At 34.1% G+C, this 25,456-nt stretch carries 23 protein-coding genes; 5 read left to right on the top strand and 18 right to left on the bottom strand.

The window, feature by feature from the left end; genetic code table 11:
* Window position 1: 1 nt before the first annotated feature.
* The 6 genes from pepT to HNP35_RS20600 all read right to left on the bottom strand — a co-directional run bounded on the left by pepT (window position 2) and on the right by HNP35_RS20600 (window position 8,074).
* Complete coding sequence (gene pepT / locus HNP35_RS20625; RefSeq protein WP_184166670.1) at window positions 2-1,279, bottom strand: peptidase T; 1,278 nt, start codon at window positions 1,277-1,279, stop codon at window positions 2-4.
* A 119-nt stretch (window positions 1,280-1,398) separates the two neighbouring features.
* Window positions 1,399-2,529 (bottom strand): formylglycine-generating enzyme family protein, encoded by a 1,131-nt coding sequence (locus HNP35_RS20620; RefSeq protein ID WP_184166667.1) that lies wholly within the window; start codon window positions 2,527-2,529, stop codon window positions 1,399-1,401.
* 97 nt (window positions 2,530-2,626) lie between these two features.
* Window positions 2,627-3,613, bottom strand: a complete 987-nt coding sequence (locus HNP35_RS20615) for a DUF6515 family protein (RefSeq protein ID WP_184166664.1) — start codon at window positions 3,611-3,613, stop codon at window positions 2,627-2,629.
* A 79-nt stretch (window positions 3,614-3,692) separates the two neighbouring features.
* On the bottom strand, window positions 3,693-4,802 hold the full coding sequence (locus tag HNP35_RS20610; protein WP_343069223.1) for an OprO/OprP family phosphate-selective porin: 1,110 nt from the start codon (window positions 4,800-4,802) through the stop codon (window positions 3,693-3,695).
* A 150-nt stretch (window positions 4,803-4,952) separates the two neighbouring features.
* Entirely contained in the window at window positions 4,953-5,540 is a 588-nt protein-coding gene (locus HNP35_RS20605; RefSeq protein ID WP_184166658.1) for a hypothetical protein, read from the bottom strand.
* A 92-nt stretch (window positions 5,541-5,632) separates the two neighbouring features.
* A complete protein-coding gene (locus tag HNP35_RS20600) occupies window positions 5,633-8,074 on the bottom strand; it encodes an arylsulfatase (RefSeq protein WP_184166656.1) in 2,442 nt (813 codons plus the stop codon).
* Between the two features lie 315 nt (window positions 8,075-8,389).
* Between HNP35_RS20600 and HNP35_RS20595 the strand changes: the two genes are divergently transcribed.
* Window positions 8,390-9,424 (top strand): quinone-dependent dihydroorotate dehydrogenase, encoded by a 1,035-nt coding sequence (locus HNP35_RS20595; protein WP_184166653.1) that lies wholly within the window; start codon window positions 8,390-8,392, stop codon window positions 9,422-9,424.
* Here HNP35_RS20595 and HNP35_RS20590 read toward each other — a convergent pair.
* Together HNP35_RS20590 and HNP35_RS20585 are read right to left on the bottom strand one after the other, a co-directional pair.
* Entirely contained in the window at window positions 9,410-10,126 is a 717-nt protein-coding gene (locus HNP35_RS20590; RefSeq protein ID WP_184166650.1) for a DUF3307 domain-containing protein, read from the bottom strand. The two genes, HNP35_RS20595 and HNP35_RS20590, sit on opposite strands and share 15 nt — an antisense overlap.
* Complete coding sequence (locus HNP35_RS20585) at window positions 10,123-10,734, bottom strand: hypothetical protein (protein ID WP_184166647.1); 612 nt, start codon at window positions 10,732-10,734, stop codon at window positions 10,123-10,125. The genes HNP35_RS20590 and HNP35_RS20585 overlap by 4 nt, the downstream gene beginning before the upstream one ends.
* Window positions 10,735-10,945: 211 nt before the next feature.
* Here HNP35_RS20585 and HNP35_RS20580 point away from each other — a divergent pair, with 211 nt between their 5' ends.
* The 4 genes from HNP35_RS20580 to guaB all read left to right on the top strand — a co-directional run bounded on the left by HNP35_RS20580 (window position 10,946) and on the right by guaB (window position 15,585).
* Window positions 10,946-11,812: a hydroxymethylglutaryl-CoA lyase gene (locus HNP35_RS20580; protein ID WP_184166644.1), complete on the top strand. Its 867-nt coding sequence runs from the start codon at window positions 10,946-10,948 to the stop codon at window positions 11,810-11,812.
* A 74-nt stretch (window positions 11,813-11,886) separates the two neighbouring features.
* Entirely contained in the window at window positions 11,887-12,435 is a 549-nt protein-coding gene (locus HNP35_RS20575) for a hypothetical protein (RefSeq protein WP_184166641.1), read from the top strand.
* Complete coding sequence (locus tag HNP35_RS20570; protein ID WP_184166638.1) at window positions 12,432-13,832, top strand: DUF5723 family protein; 1,401 nt, start codon at window positions 12,432-12,434, stop codon at window positions 13,830-13,832. Before HNP35_RS20575 ends, HNP35_RS20570 begins: the two co-directional genes overlap by 4 nt.
* 280 nt (window positions 13,833-14,112) lie before the next feature.
* Complete coding sequence (gene guaB / locus HNP35_RS20565; protein ID WP_184166635.1) at window positions 14,113-15,585, top strand: IMP dehydrogenase; 1,473 nt, start codon at window positions 14,113-14,115, stop codon at window positions 15,583-15,585.
* Between the two features lie 136 nt (window positions 15,586-15,721).
* Here the strand turns inward: guaB and HNP35_RS20560 are convergent, their stop codons facing one another.
* The 10 genes from HNP35_RS20560 to HNP35_RS20515 all read right to left on the bottom strand — a co-directional run bounded on the left by HNP35_RS20560 (window position 15,722) and on the right by HNP35_RS20515 (window position 25,215).
* Window positions 15,722-16,015 (bottom strand): RNA polymerase alpha subunit C-terminal domain-containing protein, encoded by a 294-nt coding sequence (locus HNP35_RS20560; protein WP_184166632.1) that lies wholly within the window; start codon window positions 16,013-16,015, stop codon window positions 15,722-15,724.
* A 47-nt stretch (window positions 16,016-16,062) separates the two neighbouring features.
* Window positions 16,063-16,896, bottom strand: coding sequence for a hypothetical protein (locus HNP35_RS20555; protein WP_184166629.1), 834 nt, complete (start codon window positions 16,894-16,896; stop codon window positions 16,063-16,065).
* Window positions 16,897-17,011: 115 nt separating this feature from the next.
* Entirely contained in the window at window positions 17,012-18,151 is a 1,140-nt protein-coding gene (locus HNP35_RS20550; protein WP_184166626.1) for an FAD-dependent oxidoreductase, read from the bottom strand.
* A 77-nt stretch (window positions 18,152-18,228) separates the two neighbouring features.
* A complete protein-coding gene (locus tag HNP35_RS20545; protein WP_184166623.1) occupies window positions 18,229-18,819 on the bottom strand; it encodes a TetR/AcrR family transcriptional regulator in 591 nt (196 codons plus the stop codon).
* A gap of 157 nt (window positions 18,820-18,976) precedes the next feature.
* On the bottom strand, window positions 18,977-19,861 hold the full coding sequence (locus tag HNP35_RS20540; RefSeq protein ID WP_184166620.1) for a L,D-transpeptidase: 885 nt from the start codon (window positions 19,859-19,861) through the stop codon (window positions 18,977-18,979).
* An 89-nt stretch (window positions 19,862-19,950) separates the two neighbouring features.
* Entirely contained in the window at window positions 19,951-20,415 is a 465-nt protein-coding gene (locus HNP35_RS20535) for a hypothetical protein (RefSeq protein WP_184166618.1), read from the bottom strand.
* Window positions 20,416-20,446: 31 nt separating this feature from the next.
* On the bottom strand, window positions 20,447-21,028 hold the full coding sequence (locus tag HNP35_RS20530; protein WP_184166617.1) for an NUDIX domain-containing protein: 582 nt from the start codon (window positions 21,026-21,028) through the stop codon (window positions 20,447-20,449).
* A 56-nt stretch (window positions 21,029-21,084) separates the two neighbouring features.
* The gene (locus HNP35_RS20525; protein WP_184166615.1) at window positions 21,085-22,356 is read right to left on the bottom strand and encodes an adenylosuccinate synthase; all 1,272 of its coding nucleotides are present in this window, start codon (window positions 22,354-22,356) and stop codon (window positions 21,085-21,087) included.
* Window positions 22,357-22,451: 95 nt separating this feature from the next.
* Window positions 22,452-22,907: a Fur family transcriptional regulator gene (locus HNP35_RS20520; RefSeq protein WP_184166613.1), complete on the bottom strand. Its 456-nt coding sequence runs from the start codon at window positions 22,905-22,907 to the stop codon at window positions 22,452-22,454.
* 88 nt (window positions 22,908-22,995) lie between these two features.
* The gene (locus HNP35_RS20515) at window positions 22,996-25,215 is read right to left on the bottom strand and encodes a RelA/SpoT family protein (RefSeq protein ID WP_184166611.1); all 2,220 of its coding nucleotides are present in this window, start codon (window positions 25,213-25,215) and stop codon (window positions 22,996-22,998) included.
* Window positions 25,216-25,456 lie beyond the last annotated feature (241 nt).

Here is a 25,456-nt window from a genome sequence, read left to right as displayed (position 1 = left end):
ATTATTTTCCTTTTTTAGTTTTTTCTGGCGCGTCAAAGATTCCTGGAATTGCTGTTAATTCTGCAATTTTCACGATAACTTCAGTTGCTTTTTGAATGCTTTCTGCTGGAACATATTCGTATTTTCCGTGGAAATTATGTCCGCCCGCAAAAATGTTCGGACAAGGTAATCCCATAAAAGATAATTGAGAACCGTCAGTTCCGCCACGAATTGGTTTGATGATTGGTTTGATGTTTAATTCTCTCATTGCTTTTTCTGCAATATCTACAATATATTTTACAGGAAGAACTTTTTCTTTCATATTGTAATATTGGTCTTTAACTTCAGCAGTTACAATATCTTCGCCAAATTTCTTTGCGAATTTTTTATTGAATTTTTTAGCGATTTTATGAATAAGTTCTTTTCTGTTTTCGAACTTTTTCTTGTTATGATCGCGAATGATTAGTTCTAAAACCGTTTCTTCAATATTTCCTTTAATATGATGTACGTGGAAAAAACCTTCATAACCTTTGGTTTCTTCAGGAGTTTCGCCTTTCGGAAGTTCATTAATAAATTCGTTTGCCAAAAGCATAGAATTAATCATTTTTCCTTTAGCATAACCAGGATGAACGCTTTTTCCTTTGAAAGTAATTTTCGCTCCAGCGGCATTAAAATTTTCATATTCTAATTCGCCAATCTGACTTCCGTCCATAGTATAAGCCCACTGCGCTCCGAATTTTTCAACATCAAAATGATGAGCGCCACGACCGATTTCTTCATCTGGTGTAAAGCCAATTCTGATTTTTCCGTGCTTAATTTCTGGATGCTGAATTAGATATTCCATTGCTGAGACAATTTCTGTAATTCCAGCTTTATCATCGGCGCCTAGAAGCGTTGTTCCGTCAGTTGTAATAATCGTTTGACCTTTATATTGCAATAAATCTTTAAAGTAGTTTGGAGATAAAACGATGTTTTTTTCTGCATTAAGAATAATGTCTTTTCCGTCGTAATTTTCAACGATTTGAGGCTTTACATTTGCTCCACTAAAATCTGGAGATGTATCAAAATGAGAAACAAATCCAATAGTTGGCACTTCATGGTCAACATTACTCGGAAGTGTTGCCATTATATAGGCTTTGTCGTCTATAGTTACTTCTTCTAATCCGATTGCCTTTAATTCTTCTACTAATTTATTGGCAAGATTCCATTGTTTTTGAGTACTTGGTGTAGTTTGTGAATGTGGATCTGATTCAGTGTCAATTGTTATGTAACTGATAAAACGATCTATGATATGTTGCATTTTTTTGAATTTTTAGCAAATATAGAAAAAAATTTCTGCGAAAGATTTTGGCTTTAAATATCTTGAATGAATAAAAAAAGGGATTCTAAACAGAATCCCTTTCAGTTATTTAAGTGCTCTTATTTACTTTTTACACATCTAAATCCGACGTGATTTGCGGCAGATCTAATTTCGCCTTTTCCTCTTGTTCCTACCATATAGCGAGTGCAATATTGATCAGTACATAAAAATGAACCGCCTCTGTGTACACGCTTAATTTCTGTTGGGTCATTTGGATCGTAATAAGCATTCGGTCCTTGAGGGTTTTTGGTTACTTTGCCGCTTTCAGCTAATGATTTGTAATAATCAATGCTGTACCAATCATTAACCCATTCCCAAACATTTCCTGCCATATCATACAGACCATAAGCATTTGGTGCATATTGCGCTGTTGGTGCTATACCTTTATATCCATCTTCACCAGTATCGCCATCTTTTATCGGAAAGTGCCCTTGGTAAATATTAGCTTGAAATTTTCCTTTAGGTTTTAAGTCGTTACCCCAAGCATAAAGATTTCCTGTTTTACCACCACGAGCAGCAAATTCCCATTCTGCTTCTGTTGGAAGTCTTTTTCCTGCCCATTTTGCATAAGCAGCAGCGTCTTCGTAAACTACATGAACTACAGGATATTTTTCTTTTCCTTTGATAGTGCTTTGAGGACCTTCTGGATGTCTCCAGTCCGCACCTGGTTCGTAACGCCACCATTGCAGAAAATTATTCAAATTAACAGCTTTTGGAGTCGGAGTAAAAACAACAGAACCTGTAACTAAATCTTCTTCGCTTGCAGTTGGAAACTCCTCTTTGGTTGGTTTTTGTTCTGCTACAGTTACATAGCCTGTCGCTTTTACAAATTTTTCAAATTCTTCGTTAGTTACTTCGGTTTCATCCATATAATATCCATCAACATAAACGCGATGAATAGGAGCAGCGTCTTTTGTAACTCCTTTTATACTGCATAGACTCTCATCTTCGACATTTGTTCCCATAGAAAATTCACCGCCAGGAATCCAAACCATCCCTTTTGGTGCTTTTGTTTCGGGTTTGAATTTATTTTCGATAGTGGGCTTAAATTCAGATTCTGCAGTAACTGGTATGTCGTGACATTCAGCAACCTTTTTTTCTTCTTTGCCTGCAAATTTGGTGTAACTATACGCTATTGATATAATGGATAATGTGAGTAACGCAAATATCCAAAAGGTTTTGTTTTTCATGGTTTATTTTTTTGAGCTTATTATGGTTGTAATAGAGGGACTAAAATTATGAAAAATAATCTTTAATAGTATACTAATATGATAGAATTAATAAAGTTTATTCTTTCTCAACCTGAACTACTTCATATCTGTCTTTTCCATCAACTTGTACGGGTTGATAATAGGTTTCGCCAAATTTAACATATTTAGAATCTCCAATTGTAACTTCTTCTCCTCCTTCAGGTAAATTTTCTACAATCGTTCCAGCCGTTGGAGCGACGACGGTATATTTGCCTCCATCTTTTTCGTAATAAGTTCCTCCGTAATAATAATTATTTACGGTTCCGGTATTTACCGTTTCTGCTCCGCTTGGTATGTTATTTACGGTACCGCCAACAGGTGCTGGAACAGCAGTGTAACCGCCAGTCGATGAAGTATACCATACACCTTGGTCGTAATGATATTGAGTGCTTTCTACACTAACTACAATAGCCGTAACAGCTAATGTAGCTACGAAAAATCCCCATGGATGCCAAACTGGTCCCCAATAATACGGTCTGTATGGACGTGGATAATAGGGATGGTAGCAGTTGTATCTATAACCGCCATATACATAAGGAGGTCGTACATAAGGTCTAGGGCCAGGTCTAACAACTGTATTACGATTGTTACGAACATGAACGCTGTTATTTACATTAATATTTACGTTGTTTCTGTTTCTATTAACGGTATTGCCACTAATATTTGTGTTTCTGTTGCCAGTTCTATTATTGTTGTTTCTATTGGTAGATGTCGCTGGTCTTGCCGTCTTATTATTTGAATTTGTAGGTCTTGTAACTTTATTGTTAGAATTAGCTGGTCTAGTAGCCTTATTATTAGAATTGGTAGGTCTAGTAGTATTTGCAGGTCTCTTAATACCACCTCCATTAGAGCCAGGTCTTGTTTGGGCAGGTCTAGTATGTGTACCGCCACCTACGCCGCCACCGCCCCGGTGTGCACCGCCGCCGCCATGACGCTGAGCAAAACTATCTATTGAAATAAGAAAAAATGTACCAATCAAACACACCAGTGCCGATTTTTTTATTGTTTTTGATATGTTTTTCATTTTCAGTTATTTATATGAATTAAAGTTATGAAAAAAAATGTCTCATTTAAAGAAATTAAACAAAAGTTTGCTACTGCATTTACAGTGAAATATCCCATTGTATTCTAAAGCGCCAACCTTGTTCTAGAGGAAGTGATTTGTCTTGGAAACTAAAATAGCTTACCTCAGAAGTTAGTTTGTTTTTATGTCCTTTAAAAAACCAGTTAAAAGCCAAAGTAGACTCTGCTTGTCTATTTTCTCTAATAGAATAATCGGGTCTGTAAGAAGCATGTCTAGCTGCCATTTCTAAATGTTCTGGCCACCAATGAAAAACATTGTGAAAGAAATAACCCGCCTGAACATAATATCCTTTCATAATAGTCGTGTCGTCATTATTGTATTTGTCAATTATTTCTTTAGTATGCCATTCGCTTTGCCAAGAAAAACCTTTATACATAAAAGCGGTTTCTAGATTCCATTGATTTACTCTGTATTGACCGGGTTGTCCATCTTCAAATCCATCTAAAGAACCTCCTCCTGCTTGCGAAAAGCGTGTATATGGACTTCGGTTGGTTATGGCTGAAAAAGCAATAATTGGAGTTGGTTTTTCGTGAAATTCTAAATCACAACCTTCAAAATCTAGAAATCGTCCTAAGAAATTCCATTGGGCTCTTCCGAAATACATAAGATGATTATCATCATTAGAAGTGCTTCCGCGTCCGGTTCCAGTTAAAGCAGCAAACCAATAATTGAAATCTGCAATACCTTTTCCTTTTAAATGCCCGTAAACTTCGGCTCCTAATTGTCTGTCAACTGTAAAGGGCCTATTGATAAGAGATCTTTCTACCATTTGCTGTTCACCACTACTAATGAAACGCTCTCGAGTAAACTCAGTTTTCCATTGTCCAACTTTGAAACTCAGAAAATCCCATTTCTCAATCATTAATCTAAAATCAAGTAAATTAGATTGACTTAATTCGTATTCCCAATAATATTTCAACCAAGGTTCGAAAGCGTGGCCGCCTATTTTTAGTCTAGCGCGATTTATTTTAAAAGTAGTTTTGGCATCCTGACTGTAATCGTCGTAAGTTAGAGGATCGGTATCATAAGGTGTAGAAAAACGAAATTGCAATCTACTGTGCAGTTGGAATAGGAATTTATTGTCTTTCGTTCGAAGCTCAAAACCTTTGTCTCCGTATCGAACAGTCATTATTTTTGTAGTATCCTTTTCTTCTTGCGATATTCCTTTGAAACTAATAAAAAAGATTGCAATCAAAAGAATAGTTTTCCAAGCAAGTATTTTATTTTTAGGGCTAAACATAGGCGTACAAATTGTATCATTTTATTTTCTCCTGAAATCTTATTTTCCTCCAAAGTTTTTTGCGATTCCTAAACCAATTCCCCAGCTGTCATAAGCATTCCATTTAAAATCATAACTGGCAGTTCCGAAAATTTCCCAGCCTTTTGGTAATTCGTAACCATATTCTACACCTGCACGAGTTAAGAAAAAATCTTCTTCTTTGGCAAATTCTCCTCCAAATCCGAGTAGAAAGCTCCAATGTTCATTGGGTTTATAAATTCCCATTAAAGCGGGTGCAATAGGATAACTTCTTTCAACGGTTTCTTTATCTTCTCCACTGGCAAGATTTTTTTCGACTTTAAATTTTTCAATAATAAAGTCAGTATGAAGTCCGATTGCCCATTTTTCACGAAATTGAAAAGTATAGTCCAAACCCCATGCAGGAAGACTCAAAACTTCTCGATTTCCTTCGTCATCGCGACCTTCAAAAACATGAACATGATTAATAGAAAGTCCAATTTGATGGTGTGGCTTAAATGTCTTTTCTTCATTTTCCTGAGCTACCATTTTATTTGAAACAAAAAAACTAAATGAAGAAAGTAGCATTAAGAAAAAACTCTTTTTATTATAAGTAGTTCTATGAAGCATTTTGAGTCGGAATTAATTGAAACATTTATTAATTAAATTTAAATGAGAAAAAGAGGTATTTATTAAATACCTCTTGATCCTTTTTAAGTTCATTAATCTTTACTGAAAGCTCTTTTTGCTTCGTTGTTTAGGTCGGAGTATTCAATTTTTCCGACGTTAATACCTACGCCATAAATTTCCCCTCCTTTAAAAGTTCCAGGTGTTTTATACTCTTTACTTACGGCATCTCCACTATCGAATCCAACGCAAAGTCCGTCGCCTGAGAGTGTAAATTTACCGGACTGAGTTCTCATTGGGCCCGAAGCGACTTCTTTGCCATCAATGTAAAGTTTCATTGTTCCAATAGACTCACCGTTCGGACCAGCTTTCTCACGATTGAATTCCATTCCAAAAACATGTTTTCCAGGAGTAATGGCAACATTTGAAGTGAATTTTTGTTCTGGAGCAATTCCTAAGAAATTGTATACATAATGCAGTTTTTTATCTTTTAAAAATAAGGTATGTCCTCCGAAACGAGAGCCATGAGCAAATAATACGCCTGAAGCATTCGCATCTTTTACATCAACATCGGCTACAATTTTGTAAGAACGTCCTCGAACGTTAACTGCAACTCCTTCTGGTACAGCTGAAGTTCCTGGATAGTATTTGTAAAGGTCGCGTGGAGCTTCAGACGAAGGTCTTTCAGTTCCTAAAACTTCAATTGCAGAACGGTCATCCAGTGGTAATACTAAATTTTTAGCAGCTTCGTCATTCCAGTCTTTTATCAACTCCTTTAATTTGTCTGGATATTTGGCTGCTAAATTGTTAGATTCAGATCGGTCGACATCGGTATTATATAATTCCCAAACGTCTTTATCAAAATGACCTTTTCCGCCAAGAGGAGCATGCAATGCAACCGCTTTCCATCCGTCTTTCCATAAAGCGCGGCTTCCTAACATGGCAAAATACTGAATGTGTTTTTGAGTTTTTGTATTTGGAGCAGCGTCAAAAGTATAGCGCATAGAAACTCCAGATAATGGATATTGTGGAACCCCGCGATATTCTTTAGGCATTTCTAGTCCGCAAACATCTAATATTGTTGGTACAATATCTGTTGAATGGTGAAACTGATCGCGAACAACACCTTTTGCTTTAATACCTTTTGGCCATGAAATTACTAAAGGATCACAAGTTCCTCCTGCATATTGGCTGTATCTTTTGAACATTTTAAATGGAGTAGAGAATGCAGCTGCCCATCCCGTTGGATAATGCTCGTAAGTATCAGGACTTCCTAATTTGTCTATATATTTTAGATTTTCTTTTAATTCATCAGGATATCCGTTAAAGAATTTGTTTTCATTTACAGAACCCGATTCTGAACCTTCACCAGAAGCACCATTATCTGCGGCATAAATTACAACGGTGTTTTCAAGCTGTCCTGTTTTTTCTAAATAATCGATAATTCGGCCAACTTGAGCATCTGTGTATTCTGAAAAACCTGCATAAACTTCTGCTAGTCTTGAGAATAGTTTTTTCTCTTCTGGTTTTAATTTATTCCAGTCTAAAACATTATCGGCTGGATTTGCGACTCCAGGAGGCATTGGGTTAAATTTGTCAAAGTTTGTTCCTGCTGGAATAACTCCTTTAGCAATCATTCTTGGCAGAACCCATTTGCGATAAGCATCATATCCGTCGTCAAATTTACCTTTATATTTTGCAATATATTCTTCAGGAGCTTGATGCGGTGCATGATTTGCACCTGGACAATACCACATGTACCAAGGTTTCGATGGATTTGTGGCCTGTTGGTCTTTTATAAATTCTAAAGCATGATCTGCTAAATCTTTTGATAAATGATAACCTTCTTCTGGTGTTGCAGGTGGTTCAACAAAATGATTGTCTTCTGTTAAATCAGGATACCATTGATTGGTTTCTCCACCTAGAAAACCATAGAAACGATCGAATCCCATTTGAAGTGGCCAGGTACTTCTTGGACCTCCAGCTGCAATATCTTGTTCTGGCACATTGTGATTTTTTCCAACCCAAAAAGTGCTCCAGCCGTTATCTTGTAGAATTTGCCCAATTGTGGCAGCTTGTTTGGGAATTCTTCCACTTGCACCAGGATACCCGTCTGCTGTTTCGGTAATAGCTGCCATTCCATTAAGATGATGATTACGACCTGTTAATAATGTCGAACGAGTTGGTGAGCATAATGCTGTTGTGTGCCATTGTGAATAGGTAATTCCATTGTCGGCTAATTTTTGCATGGTTGGCATATTTATCGCTCCCCCATACGGAGACCAAGCAGCCATTCCTGTATCATCATACAAAATAAATAGGATGTTTGGTGAGCCTACAGGTGCTTTTTTGGGTAAATATGGAGTCCAGTCACTTTTTGAGTCTCGAATGTCTAAAGCCATTTTTCCTTTAAACGTTTCTTTGGTTACTTGCTGAGGATCAGCTTGTGCAAATAATTTTGAATTTACACTAAACAACAAGAATAATAAAAATAGAAAAAGACTTTTTTCCTGTACTGAGATGTTGTTGCTTTTCATAGTTTAGTTTATTTTTTATTGTTATTGGAAAAAAAGATTTGTTGTGAGGAGTATTCTTAATTGACTCAAAATTAACTGATAAACAATTTGTAAGGCTTTTTTTAAGAGAGAAACATGTTTCATTTTATAATTTGCAACATCAAAAACGAGGTTTTCATTAAAAATGAACGGAAAAGGAAGTTGTTTTGGTTTTAAGAGCTTTTTAATCAATTTTGAAGAATTGAACAAAATAGAAATTATTTGTTTGAGTAAATAAGCACCTTTTTAAACTATAATATTTAAATTTGCAGCCAAAATAACAACAACACAACTCTTATGTATAAATTGATAATTCGTCCGATACTTTTTTGGTTTGATCCTGAAGAAGTGCATTACTTTACTTTTTCATTCGTTAAATTCATTTCAAAAATCCCAGGAGTTTCATCAATAATAAGAGCGATATACGAAGTAAAAGACTCTCGATTAGAGAGAGAAGTTTTCGGAATAAAATTCAAAAATCCGGTTGGACTTGCAGCAGGATTTGATAAAGATGCCAAGCTATATAAAGAACTAGGCGATTTTGGTTTTGGTTTTATTGAAATCGGAACGGTAACACCAGTAGGCCAAGAAGGAAATCCTAAAAAACGTTTATTCCGCTTAAAAGAAGATCAGGCGATTATTAATCGAATGGGATTTAATAACGGAGGTGTTCTAGAAGCTGTAGAACGCTTGAAGAAAAATTCAGGAGTTTTGATTGGTGGAAATATCGGAAAGAACAAAGTAACCGATAACGAAGATGCGGTTAAAGATTATATCATTTGTTTTGATGCATTATTCAATCATGTAGATTATTTTGTAGTAAATGTAAGTTCGCCAAATACGCCAAATTTGAGAGCCTTGCAAGACAAAGAGCCTTTGACGGCTTTATTGCAAACCTTGCAAAATAGAAATGTTGAAAAACAAAAAACAAGCACTCAAAAAGTAAAACCAATTCTTTTGAAAATTGCTCCAGACTTAACAGATGAGCAATTATTGGATATTATCGATATTGTGAAAACAACTGAGATTGCAGGAGTTATTGCTACTAATACTACTATTTCGAGAGATGGTTTACAATCTGCAAATCAATCAGAAATGGGAGGTTTGTCGGGAAAACCGTTAACCAAACGTTCTACAGAAGTAATTCGTTTTCTTTCTGAAAAAAGCAATAAAGCATTCCCAATTATTGGAGTAGGAGGAATTCATTCTGCAGATGACGCTATCGAAAAATTAAATGCTGGAGCAAGTTTGGTGCAATTATACACTGGATTTATTTATGAAGGTCCAGCCTTAATAAAAGCAATCAACAAAAAAGTTTTAGGGCAATTGTAAAAGAAGTGCCTGAATTGCTAATCCAGTAAGGATCGAAATTCCAAAACTAATTAGTGTTCCTATCATTACATATTCGGTAAGTTTTCGGTCTTTGGCTTCTTTCAAATCTCCGAATCTAAAAATAGATTTAGCTGCCAATAAAAAACCGATTGCTTCGAAATGTCCAGTCAAAATAAAACAAACCACAAATAGACGTTCTAATATGCCAATGTAATTTCCTGCATTGGCTAGAGAATTGTCTTGATGGCTATTCTGGCTTTCCGGACTCCAAATCGAAATAATGGTTTTGATGAAAATTGAAGCAGGTTTAGTAACCAATAAAAAGCCTGTTATTAAAATCCAACAATCATTACAAGGAAGTAAAGGGATAATGCTATTTCTATGATAGAAGAGTGCAATTCCAATTAAAATCAAAAGATGTGCAATTTGATCAACTACAAACCAAGTGCGTTTTGTTTTTGGTTTCTGAAAATTCAATTTAATTAAATCGATAATTCCGTGTGTTACAGCTATTAATATAGCATAACGAATAAAGCCAATGTCACCGATTAAAACAGCGGCTAAAACTCCATGAAGTAAAATATGAAGATATAAATAAACACTTTTATGTTTATTTGCTTCTTTATCTTTTACCCAAGAATTGGGTTGCCAGATAAAATCACCTAATAAATGAGCCAAAAGCAGTTTTACAAATAGGATCATAATGCTGTAAGTTGTTTTATTTGTGTTCTAAAATATCGATCTAATTGCATGACTAAATCAAACTGAGCACGTTTCTGTCTTCGGCTAACGGCGGCTTGATTAATGCCTAATTTTTGTCCTAGTTCTTCTTGCGATAGTTTTGGGTTTTCTATTGCCAATGCTACAAATTCTGCCGATTGCACGAGCCAACTGTCCATAAACGTCAAGGCGAGTTGAATCATTAAATTCATTTTTTCATCGAAATTTAAATCACCAGTTCTCATTGCTAAAGTTACTTTTTGCTTTTTCAAAGTTTCAAAAAGTTCTCCCGAATTGATAAAAGCAGAACCATTGCTTTCAGAAATTTTCTCTGCATGATGCGTTTTATCTCCAAAGCCGATACTCATACGGGCATCAGATTTTATGGCTCTTAAACGTGCTTTTACTAAAATTGTAACTAATAAAGCATCTTCTGGATTACTAACTTCAATTTGAAATTCGTCTCCGCGATAAACTTCCCATTGGCTTGGCGTTTGCCCAAAGGGGGTTAAGATTTTTTTCAAATCTTCAACCCAATGTTCGGATTGTTGTCTCGAGCCAATTATATCGCCTGTAATTACACTAGTCATAACCAAATATAATTAAAAAATAATAAACTTTCTATTACAAATATAAGCAATATTTTTGATTATTACGTTTTTTGGTAATATTTTAAAATATTACACTTTTTGGTAATTATTATAACTATTACAAAATTTTGTAATAGTTTTTGCTTAGGCTAAAATTATCTTTTATTTCAATAAAAAAGAAACTAACTTAGCCTTTACAAATGAATGAGTTTTGAATAAAGAAATCAAGATTATCGAATGTCCGAGAGATGCCATGCAAGGCATCAAGACTTTTATTCCGACAAAAAATAAAGTAACATACATACAAGCATTGCTTCGTGTGGGCTTTGATACAATTGATTTTGGAAGCTTTGTTTCTCCAAAAGCTATTCCACAGATGCAGGATACGGCTGCCGTTTTAGAACAACTTGATTTATCTCAAACAACAAGTAAATTACTTTCTATTATTGCCAATACACAAGGCGCAATCACGGCTTCGGGATACGAGCAGATTCAATATTTGGGTTTTCCTTTTTCGATTTCAGAAAATTTTCAAATGCGTAATACCCATAAAACGATTGCTGAATCTTTAATTACTTTAGAAGAAATTTTAGAAGTTGCCTATAAGAAAAAGAAAGAAGTCGTAACTTATCTTTCTATGGGCTTTGGAAATCCATATGGAGATCCGTGGAATATTGAAATTGTTGCAGAATGGACAGAAAAGCTTGCTGGAATGGGAGTAAAAATTCTATCCCTTTCAGATACAGTTGGAACTTCGACTCCAGAAGTAATTACCTATTTGTTTTCAGAATTAATTCCGAAATATCCAGAAATCGAGTTTGGAGCGCATCTCCATACAACTCCAGAAAGTTGGTTTGAAAAAATTGATGCCGCTGCAAAAGCTGGTTGTACTCGTTTTGACGGAGCTATTCAAGGTTTCGGTGGTTGTCCAATGGCTGCTGATAAATTAACCGGAAACATGCCAACAGAAAAATTGGTTTCATACTTTACTGCAAATAAAAAAGTTACGGGTTTAAATTCTTTAAGTTTTGAAAGCGCTTACAATGAAGCTTCAAAATTGTTTGGAAAATTTCATTAACAAAAGGTTATATTTACTAACTTCGATAACGATTTGCAACATTAAGCTTTACATTTATAGTATATACTTTTGCCATGAAATCCAACTTCTATAAAGTTATAAAAATAGTAATCCTATCACTTTTATTTTCTTCTTGTTCAAGTGATTTAGACTTTGGTCAAATAGATGATCTGAAGTTAGAGCCTGCTTTTTTGGCTAATCTAGCTCATTTTGATATTCCAGCAAACAAATTAATAGATGATGGAGGAAATCATGTTATTGACGACTCAAGAGGTTTTGATGTTTTTAAAGATAAATTTTTTAATGATCATCTGAAAAAAGCCGAATTCAATTTTGAATTTGAAAATACGATAGATCGCGCTTTTGTAGTAAGTCTAGAATTATTAGATGCTAATGGCCAAGTATTGCAAACGTTGACGTTTCCTATTCCTGCTTATAGAGGAACTGCCAATGTTATAAAATTTCCAACAGAAGTTTTTGAAAACCAACGATTGGATCTCTTAAAAAAAACTATCAAAATAGGTTTCAAAGTTGCAATTTTTGAAGGAACGCCATTAAATAATCAAAGTTTAGGAGGTTTAAAATTAAAATCAAGTGCAACAGCTTATTTAATAATTGGATGAAAAAAATATATCTGATTATCTGCCTCATTTTTCAGCTTTCTTGTTTTTCTCAAAATAAAGAAATACTGTATAATTTTACATCGATTCCGCAATCGCTAATGGTAAACCCAGGAGCCGACGTTTCTTATAAATATTATTTTGGATTTCCAGTTTTATCTGGAATTTCTGCCAATTTAGGGTCAAGCAGTTTTACGGCTTACGATTTGTTTGCTAATAACGGAGTCGATTTTAACCAAAAGGTAAGAAACGTAGTTAATCAATCTACAAACAGAGATAAAGTTGTAACCAATCAACAATTGGAAGTGTTTTCTGGTGGATTCAGAATTGGAGGCAGAGAAAGCAAGTCTTATATCTCTTTCGGATTGTATCAGGAATTTGACTTTTTCATGTTTGTTCCAAAAGATTTGGCGATTTTAGCTTTAGATGGAAACATAAATTACATCGGAAAATCATTTAATCTTGGAGATTTGAGTATGAAAGCTGAGGTGCTTTCCGTTTGGCATGTTGGTTTTCATAAAAAAGTGAACGAAAAATTTGTTTATGGAGGTCGTGCTAAAATCTATTCAAGTGGTGCCAACGCGACATCAACAAAAAATTCAGGATATATTTATACAGGGCAAAGTTCAACAGATCCTAATCTTTACAATCAAATCATTTCTTCTGATTTAGAATTAAAAACATCTGGACTTTCAAAATTCACAAAAGATGAATACGAAGGAAATGTAGTGAAAGACATTGCAAATAATACTTTTTTAAGCGGAAGTTTAGGTCTTGGTGTTGATGCCGGTTTTACATATTATATTAAAGACAATTTGCAGTTAACAGCAAGCATCATAGATCTAGGTTTTATAAAACAATCTAAAGATATCGAAACTCTAACTTACAAGGGTACATATAAGTATGATGGTGTAAATCCTGATTTTACAGGAAATGATGCCCCGGAAGATATTTTTGATGAATTCGATAAAGCTATACCGAGAGATACGCTATATAATAAGTATACTACATGGCGTCCAACAAAATTTTATTCTTCTATACAATATTCTTTTGGAGAGGCTCGTCCAGATGATGAATGTAATTGCCGAGGAAAAATCAATACTTATTATAAGAATGCAGTTGGAGCGCAATTATTTGCTATGTCGGCACCTCGAGAACCATTATTTGCATTAACAGCATTTTATAAAAGAAGTATTTTTAGAAAATTAGAAGCAAAAGCAACTTATACTTTTGATACATTTTCAAATAAGAATATTGGTTTAGGCCTTGCAGGTACGGTTGGAGCCGTAAATATTTACGCTTTATTTGGTAATGTTTTAGAATATAAAGATTTATCAAAAGCCAGTAGCGCCACTTTTCAGCTCGGAATTAATTTTGTATTTCAAGACCGTGATGATTAATTTTATTTCTAAATAATTAATTAGGAGCTAATTCCAGCTGTACATTTCAAGCACTCGAGTCAAAACATTTTTTTTCAAGGTTTAAAAAGAGCTTCCGTTGGTCGCTTTTTTAAACCAGAAAAAAATATTTTTTGACTTTTCGTGGCTTTCCATTTCCATCTAGGCTAAAACAAATGTTTTTATAAGACAATTCTTGTAAATACAATTTTATGAATAACTTAGTATTTAAGTTAGCAATTTATTCACTATATTTGCACGCAATTCAACTAGAAATTGCAACATGATAGCACACAACTCCAAGATTATCGGCGAAGGTTTAACTTACGACGATGTATTATTAGTACCTAACTACTCGAATGTGCTTCCCCGCGAAGTGAGTATCAAATCGAAATTCTCAAGAAACATCACATTAAACGTTCCAATCGTATCTGCTGCTATGGATACGGTAACAGAAAGTGCAATGGCAATTGCTATGGCGCAAGAAGGCGGAATCGGTGTTTTACATAAAAATATGACTATCGAACAACAAGCTGGAAAAGTTCGAAAAGTAAAACGTGCAGAAGCTGGAATGATCATTGATCCAGTAACTTTACCAATGAATTCTACTATTGCTGACGCCAAGAATGCTATGAAAGAATTCGGAATCGGTGGTATTCCAATCGTTGACGAAAACAAAATCTTAAAAGGTATCGTTACAAATCGTGATTTACGTTTCGAGAAAAACGGAGCAAGGCCAATCGCTGAGGTTATGACAAGCCAAAACTTAGTGACTGTTTCTGAAGGAACTTCTTTAGAGCAAGCTGAGGTTGTTTTACAAGGACATAAAATCGAAAAATTACCAGTTGTAAACGATAAAAACGAATTAGTTGGTTTAATTACGTTTAGAGATATTACAAAACTAACTCAAAAGCCAATCGCAAATAAAGATTCTTTTGGTCGTTTAAGAGTTGCTGCTGCAATTGGAGTTACTGGAGATGCAGTTCAAAGAGCTGAAGCTTTGGTTGCTGCTGGTGTAGACGCAATTATTATTGATACAGCTCACGGACATACAGAAGGTGTAGTAAACACATTAAAAGAAGTAAAAGCAAAATTTCCTCAAATTGATGTAATTGTTGGAAACATTGCAACTCCAGAAGCCGCTAAATACTTAGTAGAAAATGGTGCTGATGGAGTAAAAGTTGGAATCGGACCTGGTTCTATCTGTACTACACGTATCGTTGCAGGTGTTGGTTTTCCTCAATTTTCGGCAGTTTTAGAAGTTGCTGCAGCGATCAAAGGAACTGGAGTTCCTGTAATTGCTGATGGTGGAATTCGTTATACAGGAGATATTCCTAAAGCAATTGCTGCTGGTGCTGACTGTGTAATGTTAGGTTCATTATTAGCAGGAACAAAAGAATCTCCAGGTGAAACTATCATTTTTGAAGGAAGAAAATTCAAATCTTACCGAGGAATGGGATCTGTTGAAGCGATGCAGACAGGATCTAAAGACCGTTATTTCCAAGATGTTGAAGACGACGTTAAAAAATTAGTTCCAGAAGGAATCGTTGGACGTGTTCCTTACAAAGGTGAATTGAATGAAAGCATGCTTCAATTTATTGGAGGTCTTCGCGCAGGTATGGGGTACTGTGGTTCAAAAGATATTCCTACTCTACAAGAAACAGGACGTTTTGTTAGAATCACTTCTAGTGGAATCACTGAAAGTCACCCGCATAACGTAACTATTACTAAAGAAGCTCCAAATTATTCGAGATAATTAATTGAGTTTTTAATATAAAACAAAAGGCGTAAGATTTATTTCTCACGCCTTTTTTATTGCTTTATTGAAATTTTATAAATATTTTCCATGCTGGGGTTTTTACATGCAAAATAGCTTATAGGTAGTTCTTTTATTAGTCTTTAAACATTAATCCATACTTTTTTAATTCTCCCAAAAGTTTAGGAAGACTGCTTGGCCCAATTCCATGTAAAGACATAATCTCTTTTTGGGTATATTGAGATAAATCTTTTGCAGTTTTGATATTTTTACTTTCCAAAGCTCTTCTCGCAGGCGCTGACAAAACAGATAAAAATCCAGAATTTGGTTTTCGTTCAGCTTCGCAAATAGGGCAAGTTGGGCAATCGCTAGTTTTGAAATAGTTATGTCCATTTTTGCAAGTCCTATTATTTTTTGAGACCTCTTTCATAAGTATGATTGCAAATAAAAAGGCGTAAGAAATCTTACGTCCTCATGTTATTTGTTTTTTGTTATTACTGATGTTTGTTTAAAATCACTTTTTGATTTTAACTCCATACTAAAATCGGTGTGTTTTAGATTAAGATTGAAATCCATTTTTAAAGTGTTTTCACTCATAAAATGATTTGGAATATCATAAGTCAATTCTCCACTTCCGATTCCAGATCCTGTTGTGTCAAATCTTGTGTCAGACATTTTCATGGTATAAGTCTGAGAAATATCAAAAAATGCATCTTTTGAATTCATGCTTTTTAATTTATATACCGTGGTAATCATCATTTCAATATTAATGCCAGCAATTGGCAGTGTTAATGGACTTTCTTGAACAAAAGATTCTCCTATTTTTAGTTTTTTCTGCGGCATAACTAATTGTGAAAAAGTGCTTTGTACCGTCTGAAAGACAACATTTTTTAAGCTTTCTTCCATATCTTTTGCCACAATAGAATCCATCTTTGGTAAAGTAGTGGAAGTGGCATTTCCGTAAAGTAAAGTGCCTCCTGGAATTATTATTTTTCCATTTCCATCAACAGCTTTTACGTATTCAATTGTGATGGGAAACATACCTTCTTTATTTGCTTTACCAGTTTTAGAAAGTGTTTCTATGGTCATATTGCTTTTTATGGTAGTTGGATTTGGCACTTGATTTTTCTTAAGTGTCTCTAAAAAAGTTTCACTTCCAGAATAGGTCACTTCATAATCCGAAGCATTAAGTGTTGTCTGATTGTAAACGGTTTGAGGAGAATATCCAGCTTTAAAATCTAAAATCTGATTAGACTGGCCGTAGTTTAAAAATGTTCCAGAAATAAAAAGAAGTGCAATTAGTTTTTTCATAGTTGCTTTTAATGTAGTTTTTTTTACTTATTGAAAGCGAAAGTAAGAAATTAAAAGCAACTATGTTGTTTTATTAAATACGAATATTCGTGCGCTGTAAAAGCTTGAAAAATGATTAGAATCGGCTGTTGAGAATATCTTCCGCAACGATATCAGAATGCAATAAATCTTCCATTTTTTTTGTCATGCGCTGTGCTTCTAAAGCGTAGCCAAACATCTTTTTCTCGTAATCGGCAATGGCTTCATCTATCGTTTTGAATTTCCCGTTAGTTAGATTTTCTGTCAAATGAAAAGCATCAAACAATCCCATATTAACGCCTTCACCAGCAAATGGAGGCATTAAATGCGCCGCGTCACCTACAAGAGTAATGTTCGAATGTTCTTTCCAGCTTTCCTCTAAAGAAAACAAGCGCAAAGGCAAACCTGAAAATTCGGTAGAAGCGGCAAAGAATTTTTTATAATCGTCTCCCCAGTTTTTAAAAGTTTCATTAAGAAATGAAATGACATTTTGGTCGTCTTCAAAATTAATTCCGTGGTTAGAAATCCAATCTTCATCGGCTTTAAAAGAAACGCCAAAATGTACAGAACCATCGCGCATTGTATGCGTATAAAACATTTTATGTTCTCCCATTGCCATTACATTTCCATTTCCGTATTTGGGTTTAAATTCAGGGTAATCTTGGTCAGGATTTGCAATTTCGCCTTGAATAATATATGTTCCAGAAAGTTTTGGTTCTTGATCGCTGACAAATTTTCTAGCATTAGATCTTCCGCCATTTGCCACAATAACAAAATCTGCAGTTTCTTTTTTGCCATTTTTGAATTCTAAAATATATTGATTTTCAGATTTTTCTAAATTAATCAATTGACTATCCCAAACAACTGTATTCTCTTGAAGATTATCCAGCATAATTTTTCGAAGATCGTTTCGATCAATTTCTGGACGAGAAAATGCGTTAGTATCATCAGGCATTTCATCAGAAGTAATATTTCCGTCTATATCTGCCATTTTTTCGCCAGTTGGTCTTGCATATTGCAGAAAGACATCCATTAGACCTGCTTTCTGAATTGCATATTGACCAGAATCTGAATGGATATCCAAAGTGCCGCCAGACGTTCTAGCTTCAGCATTAACATCTCTTTCATAAACTGTTACTTCGGCGCCATTTATCTGTAAAATGCGAGCAGTTGTTAATCCGACAGGTCCGCCGCCAATAATAGCTATTTTTTTATTTTCTATAATTGAAGTTTTCATTGTGTTTTAATATTATGTTTAAAATTGCTCTTCGACTTCGCTCAGAGCGACAAATCATTTAAATTTTTATTATTTAATTAAGGAGTAAGAGCTTTTAAAACCAAATTGAAAGTTTCGTTTTTAAGTTCATCTGTAAATACAAAAGGTTTTCCCGACATAGATTTTCCTTCTCTGTGAAGTTCTAAAAGAGAATAAAGCGAACCATAGGCTATACTCCAAAATACTTCAAAAGTAACCGGAATGAGCTCTTTTCTTTCAATTGCGGAAATCATAAATTGCGACATTGTCTTTTTAAAATCTCCAGTTATCTCTTCAACAATAGCATCTCCATGAGTAGATTGTTTTAGAATTTCGAAACAAGTCGCTTCGCGCGTAAAGTTCAATGTGAAGTGAATACGATTTTCCCACTGATTTTTAAGTCCATCCTTAAAAGACATATCAGGAGAAAACCCATCAAGCATTTTGGAAAAGAAATTTTGACCAATTTCAATTCCGATTTTACGAATCAAATCTTCTTTGTCTGAATAATAAATGTAAAGGGTAGCAACAGATATTCCACATTCTTTTGCTAAACGATTCATTCCAAAACCTTCTATGCCTTGTGTAACAATCATATCGATTGCCTTTTGTTTTACAGTTTCTTCCTTGTTGGTATCTCTCGTTCTCATAATTCTAATTAACTAGGGTACAAAGATATATAATATAAATGAATGTTCGCTTATTTATAAAAATATTTTTTTAAAACTTATACTTGAAAAAATAAAAAAGCCCGCAAACATTAAGGCTTGCGAGCTAAAAAACAAAAAAAAATATTTTTATGAAATTTTAAATTTCACTAGTCTGATTAGATTCTCTAAGATTCTGATTTTCTAGAATTTCTTTTAAAAATGGTTTAGTAGCGGTTTCAATGTCGCCTTCAGAAATATCTAAAGCTTTTGGGTCTGATGCAAGTTGCAGCCAAGGTTTTGGACCGTCAAAGGGATAACTTCCAAAAACAACTACTGGAGTTCCTTTTACTTTTACATTTTCTTTATCTTTCAAAATCCATTCATCTGCAAATTTATAAAGGTATTTAGCGTCTTTTTCTAATAATCTTAAACAAGAATGCGAAGCTGGATATCCAGGCAATTCATATTGATGAAAACCAACACCAAGTTTGTTTTCAATATTGAAATTCCATTTTAAGTCCCATTCATCATTAAAAGTGCTGGTAGTTTGTTCTGCTTTCCAATTCGTAAAAAACAATCCTGTTGGAGTAGGATCTTTTTTTCTTCCCATATTAGTTGGACCAGTACGCACGAGTTCGCCGTTTTCATATGCGGCAAAAGTCTGAGTTGGATATGAAAATAAAATTATTTTAGAAACCTCTTCTAAAGCGGAAACATGCAATGGAAATGGAAGATAATAAACCAAATCGCCACTAAAGTCTGCTGGAATCACAACAGAATCTAGTTTCTTGAAATTGGCTTTATCGGTTCTGTTTAAGGCGTAAACAATATTCATTTTGCTGCTGTCAGCTTCATTTGTTTTTAGCCATTCCTTGGTTTTAGAAATTTGATAAGAAACCGTTTTAGGTTTTTTATACTCAATAACTTCTTTTTTATCAGTTTTATTTTCGGTTAGTGTTATGGTATCAGTCTTTTTACAAGAACCTAATAAAACTAACGTCAATAATAATAATCCGTTTGCTGTATAATATAACTTTTTCATAGGTCGTAATTTTATGAAAATAAAGTTATGATTATGATAGCTGAAAAGGGTTACATAATTTTTTGAATTGGTTTCGGGATTTTCATTAATTATAAATTTATTTGATATTGAATTCTTTTTGTTTTAATTATTTTGTTTAGTTCTTCCAATGTAAGTAAAACATAATTTGATGATTCGATATGTAGCGAAATAAAGCAAAATTTATATTGATTGCCAAGCTGTGTCGCTAATGCAAATTCACTTTCTGTAGCTCCAAAGAAAAAGCCAGATGGTAAATTAATTAGTTTTTTCTTAGTAGTTTTTAATTCGATAAGAGTGATGTCATCTATGTTTTTTACTTCTATAATTTTTTCAAGATTAGTGTGTCCTGGAATTAAAACCAAATCAAAAGCTCTGAAATATTTCTTATCTACTCCAAGTAGTTCTAGTAACTTTTTTCTACTGTCTTTATCGGGTTTAATAAAATTTACATTTGAAGCTGTTAAGAAATCAATCGCTTCATTTTCGGAAATATTATTATTTAATGTAATCGTATAAGAGAATTTATTTGCCAATTTTAATTTATTTTTTTGATGAAATCCTATATTAAATCAAACCTTTTATTTTAGCATGTTGCAATAACATAATGGTTTTAGCATCAGTAATTTTTCTTGATTCAATCATGGCATAAGCTTGATCAAATGTAAATTCAAGAACTTCAATATTTTCTTGTTCAGCGTCTAGTCCTCCGCCTTCGCTTACTTTCATGCTTTCGTCGTATTCGCCTACAAAAAGGTAAAGAATTTCGGTTACGGCGCCAGGCGACATGTATGTTTCGAAAACTTTCTGAACTTTAGTAATTCTATAGCCAGTTTCTTCTTCGGTTTCACGAATAATTGCGGTTTCAGGATTGTCTTTGTCCAAAAGTCCTGCGCAAACCTCAATCATCATTCCGTCTTTATTTCCGTTAAGGAAAGTCGGTAAACGAAATTGACGTGTTAGAATGACTGTTTTTTTTGTTGAATTGTATAGTAAAATTCCAGCACCATTGCCACGGTCATAAACTTCACGAGTATGAACTTCAGATACGCCATTTTCTTTCTGATAATCAAAAGTAACTCGGTTTAAGATATACCAATTGTCTGATAATAATGTAGTTTCCTTAATTTTAACTTTTGGATTTTTCATAAATGAAATAATTTGTATAAAAAAAAACGCTCTGATTATCAGAGCGTTTAGGTATGTTATTTTGTTATTGTTTGCTTTCTATCTGGTCCAACCGATACAATTTTGATCGGCACTTCGATTTCTTTCTCAATAAATTCAATATATTCTTTTAGCTCAATTGGTAATTGATCATAAGTTGTCAATCCAGTTAAATCTTGTTTCCATCCTTTAAACTCTTTGTAAACCGGAGTAACATTTTCTGGTTCAATGTTGTAAGGAAAGTGAGAAATGTTTTGTCCTTTGTAGTTGTACTCTGTACAAACTTTTAAAGTTTCAAAGCCAGAAAGAACATCACCTTTCATCATCATTAACTGCGTAACTCCGTTAACTTGAACAGCATATTTTAAAGCTACTAAATCTAACCATCCGCAACGTCTTTGTCTTCCAGTTACAGAACCAAATTCGTTACCAACTTTTGCCATTGTAGCACCAACTTCGTCAAAAAGTTCAGTTGGGAAAGGTCCGCTACCAACACGAGTAACGTAAGCTTTGAAAATTCCGTAAACTTCTTTGATTTTGTTAGGAGCAATTCCTAAACCTGTACAAGCTCCAGCAGCTGTGGTGTTTGATGAAGTAACAAAAGGATAAGTTCCGAAATCAACATCTAATAAAGATCCTTGAGCACCTTCGCAAAGGATAGATTTACCAGCTTTTTGAGCTTGGTGCATGTATTCTTCACTGTCAATGAAATCTAATTTTTTCAATTCTTCAATAGCTTCAAAGAATTCTTTTTCTAACTCAGCTAAATTGTATTGAATATTAACATCATAAAAAGCAATCATAGCTTCATGTTTATCAGCCAATGATCTGTAACGCTCTTTAAAATCTTCTAGTTCGATATCTCCAACACGCAAACCATTTCTACCTGTTTTGTCCATGTAAGTTGGGCCAATTCCTTTAAGAGTAGAACCGATTTTAGCTTTTCCTTTAGAAGCTTCAGAAGCTGCATCTAATAAACGGTGAGTTGGTAAAATTAAGTGCGCTTTTCTAGAAATGATTAATTTACTTTTGATGTCAAGGTTAAATTTCTCTAAACCTTCGATTTCTTTTTGAAAAACTACAGGATCGATTACAACACCATTTCCGATGATGTTTACTGAATTTTTATGAAAAATTCCTGAAGGAATGGTTCTTAGTACGTGTTTAATTCCGTCAAATTCTAATGTATGTCCTGCATTTGGTCCTCCTTGAAAACGTGCAATAATATCGTAATTTGAGGTAAGTACGTCTACAATTTTTCCTTTACCTTCATCTCCCCATTGTAATCCTAGTAATAAATCTACGGTCATTCTTTTTTAATTTGCGTTGGGACAATCTCAGTTGTCCTACTGATTATGTAGTTAATTTTCTTTTTTTATTTTTTGAATAATTCCTTTCTGGATTATTATTTCTGTTTTTTGTTTCCGTAGAAATAAAGTGAATGATTCGTAATTTCGATATCAAATATTTCTTCGATTGTTTTTTTGATGGTTTGAATTCTTGGGTCACAAAATTCAATTACTTCTCCAGAATCAGTCATGATAATGTGATCGTGCTGCTTGTCGAAATAAGACTTTTCATAGTAAGCCTGATTTTGCCCAAATTGATGTTTTCTAACCAAAGCGCAGTCTAACAATAACTCGATCGTGTTGTATAAAGTAGCTCTACTCACACGATAGTTTTTGTTTTTCATTTTGATATACAAGTTTTCGATGTCAAAATGTTCTTCGCTGTCGTAAATTTCCTGAAGTATAGCATAACGCTCAGGAGTTTTGCGATGCCCTTTTTGCTCAAGATACATTGTAAAAACGTTTTTTACAATTTCTTGATTTCTAGTGTTGTCAGTTGAAATGAGTGTCATATCCGGCAAAGATAAATTTTTATTTTCAATCAATAAAAGTTTCGGGTTTAAAGTTTAGTTATAAATCCCTTATAGATAGGTTAAAAAGTTAGGTTCTGTATTCTCGAGTTACTTTATCGACACCATCAATCTTCTTAATTGCGTTGATCATTTTCTTTAAAATGGTGTTATTTTTTACAATTACAGCAATCTGTCCGTGAAAAATTCCAGCATCTGTGCTCAAAGAAATACTTTGGATATTTACGCTCATATTGTTCGAAATTACCCTTGTTAATTGGTTGGTAAGTCCTAAAACATCCATTCCTGTAATGTTGATAATGGCTTTGAATTCTTCTTGAGAAGAGTCAATCCATTTTGCGCTCATAATTCTGTAAGCATAATTAGATTGCATTCCGATTGCGTTCGGACAATCTTTTTTGTGCACTTTAATTCCTTCGTTAATAGTCACAAAACCAAATACATCATCACCAGGAATCGGGTTGCAGCATTGCGATAATTTATAATCCAATTTATCGTGTTCTGTTCCAAAAACCAGCATATCGTAGTTGCTGCTGATAACTGGTTTATGAATATCCTCGTCGGCAGTGTCTTTATTTCTTTTGATTTTATTTTTAAAGAAATTGATAAACGAATTGCTTTTCTGGGCAGCGTAATCTTTTAACTGCTGATTTTCGATCGCACCAATTCCAACTCTGTAAAATAAATCTAAACTGGTTTTCAGTTTGAAAAAGTTTACTAATTCGTTGGTTACTTGTTCGTTAAAAGTGATTTTTAAATGTTTCAGTTTTCGAACCAGTAATTCTTTTCCTTCTTCTGCAATTTTCTTGGTGTTCTCATTAAGAACATTTTTAATCTTATTTTTTGCTCTAGAAGTCGTTACATATTCTAGCCAGTTTACCGTTGGTTTCTGGTTAGCAGAAGTAATTACTTCGACCTGATCGCCACTTTTTAACTCATAATTTAAAGGTACTAAACGTCCATTTACGCGAGTACCGCGGGTTTTAATTCCGATTTCTGAGTGAATGCTGAAAGCAAAATCAAGAGATGTGGCACCTTTTGGCAATGATTTGATTTCTCCTTTTGGTGTAAAGACGAAGATTTCTTTAGAATATAAATTCATTTTAAAATCTTCAACAAAATCAACCGCGTTTGTTTCTGGATTTTCTAAAGCTTCGCGAAGAAGATTCAGCCAAGTGTCTAAACCACTTTCTTCCGTTGCTCCATTTTTATATTTATAATGTGCGGCGTAACCTTTTTCGGCGATTTCATCCATACGTTCACTTCGAACCTGAACTTCAACCCAGCGACCTTTTGGTCCCATAACGGTAATGTGAAGGGCTTCGTAACCAGTAGATTTTGGTGATGAAATCCAATCGCGAAGACGGCTCGGGCTAGGACGATAATGATCGGTTACTATTGAATATATTTTCCAAGCTATAAATTTTTCTTCGTGAGGATCAGATTTATAGACAATTCTAAGAGCAAATTTGTCGTACACTTCATCAAAACTTACATTTTGAGCGCGCATTTTTCTACGAATAGAATAAATCGATTTTGGACGGCCTTTAATAATATAATCAACACCTTCGTTATCCAATGATTTTTTCAATACATCTGAAATATCTTTGATGTAAGCATCTTGTTCTTCTTTCGTTTCGCGAATTTTGCTTACGATATCATTATAAACAGCTGGTTCAGTATATTTTAATCCTAAATCTTCCAGTTTGGTTTTAATATTATAAAGTCCCAAACGGTGGGCCAGAGGAGCGTAAATATATAAAGTTTCAGATGCAATTTTGGTTTGTTTGTATTCCGCCATCGAATCCATAGTCTGCATATTATGAAGACGATCGGCGAGTTTGATCAGAATTACACGAACATCATCATTCAAAGTCAGAATCATTTTTCTGAAATTCTCGGCTTGCATAGAAGCATTTAAATCTTTTTGAACTAATGAAATTTTAGTTAATCCTTCAACCAATTGTGCAACTTTTGGGTTAAAAAGACGTTCAATGTCTTCAACCGTAATTGGAGTATCTTCTACAACATCGTGTAATAATGCCGCGGCAATAGAGGTCGCTCCCAAACCAATTTCTGAGGCAACAATTTTTGCAACTGCAATAGGATGAAAGATATACGCCTCGCCAGATTTTCTTCTCTGTTCTTTGTGCGCATCGACTGCAACATCAAAAGCTTTTCGAATTAATTTTTTGTCAGCGGGGTCTAAAGTTTGGTAACTTATTCGTAGTAATTCCTTGTATTCCTGCGCAATAGCTTTATTCTCTTTTTCAATATCTATTTCTGTCATAACGGCATAGTTCAAGTACTAAAAATAAGAATTAGTTTGAATATACACAAGGCTTTGCTATTGTAGATTTTAGAGTGCAGATTTTGGATTTTTAAAGGAATAAATTCCAATTTTTTAAATTCCAAATACCAAAAAGAGCGAAGCGATTTTTAGAAAATCTAAAATCTAAAATCTAAAATCTAAAATCTAAAATCTAAAATCTAAAATCTAAAATCTAAAATCTAAAATCTAAAATCTAAAA

The sequence above is a fragment of the Flavobacterium notoginsengisoli genome (genome assembly GCF_014207905.1).
GTDB classification, from domain to species: Bacteria; Bacteroidota; Bacteroidia; order Flavobacteriales; family Flavobacteriaceae; genus Flavobacterium; species Flavobacterium notoginsengisoli_A.
Note: the sequence above shows the minus strand (reverse complement) of the source record. Positions and strands in the feature narration are given on the sequence as shown.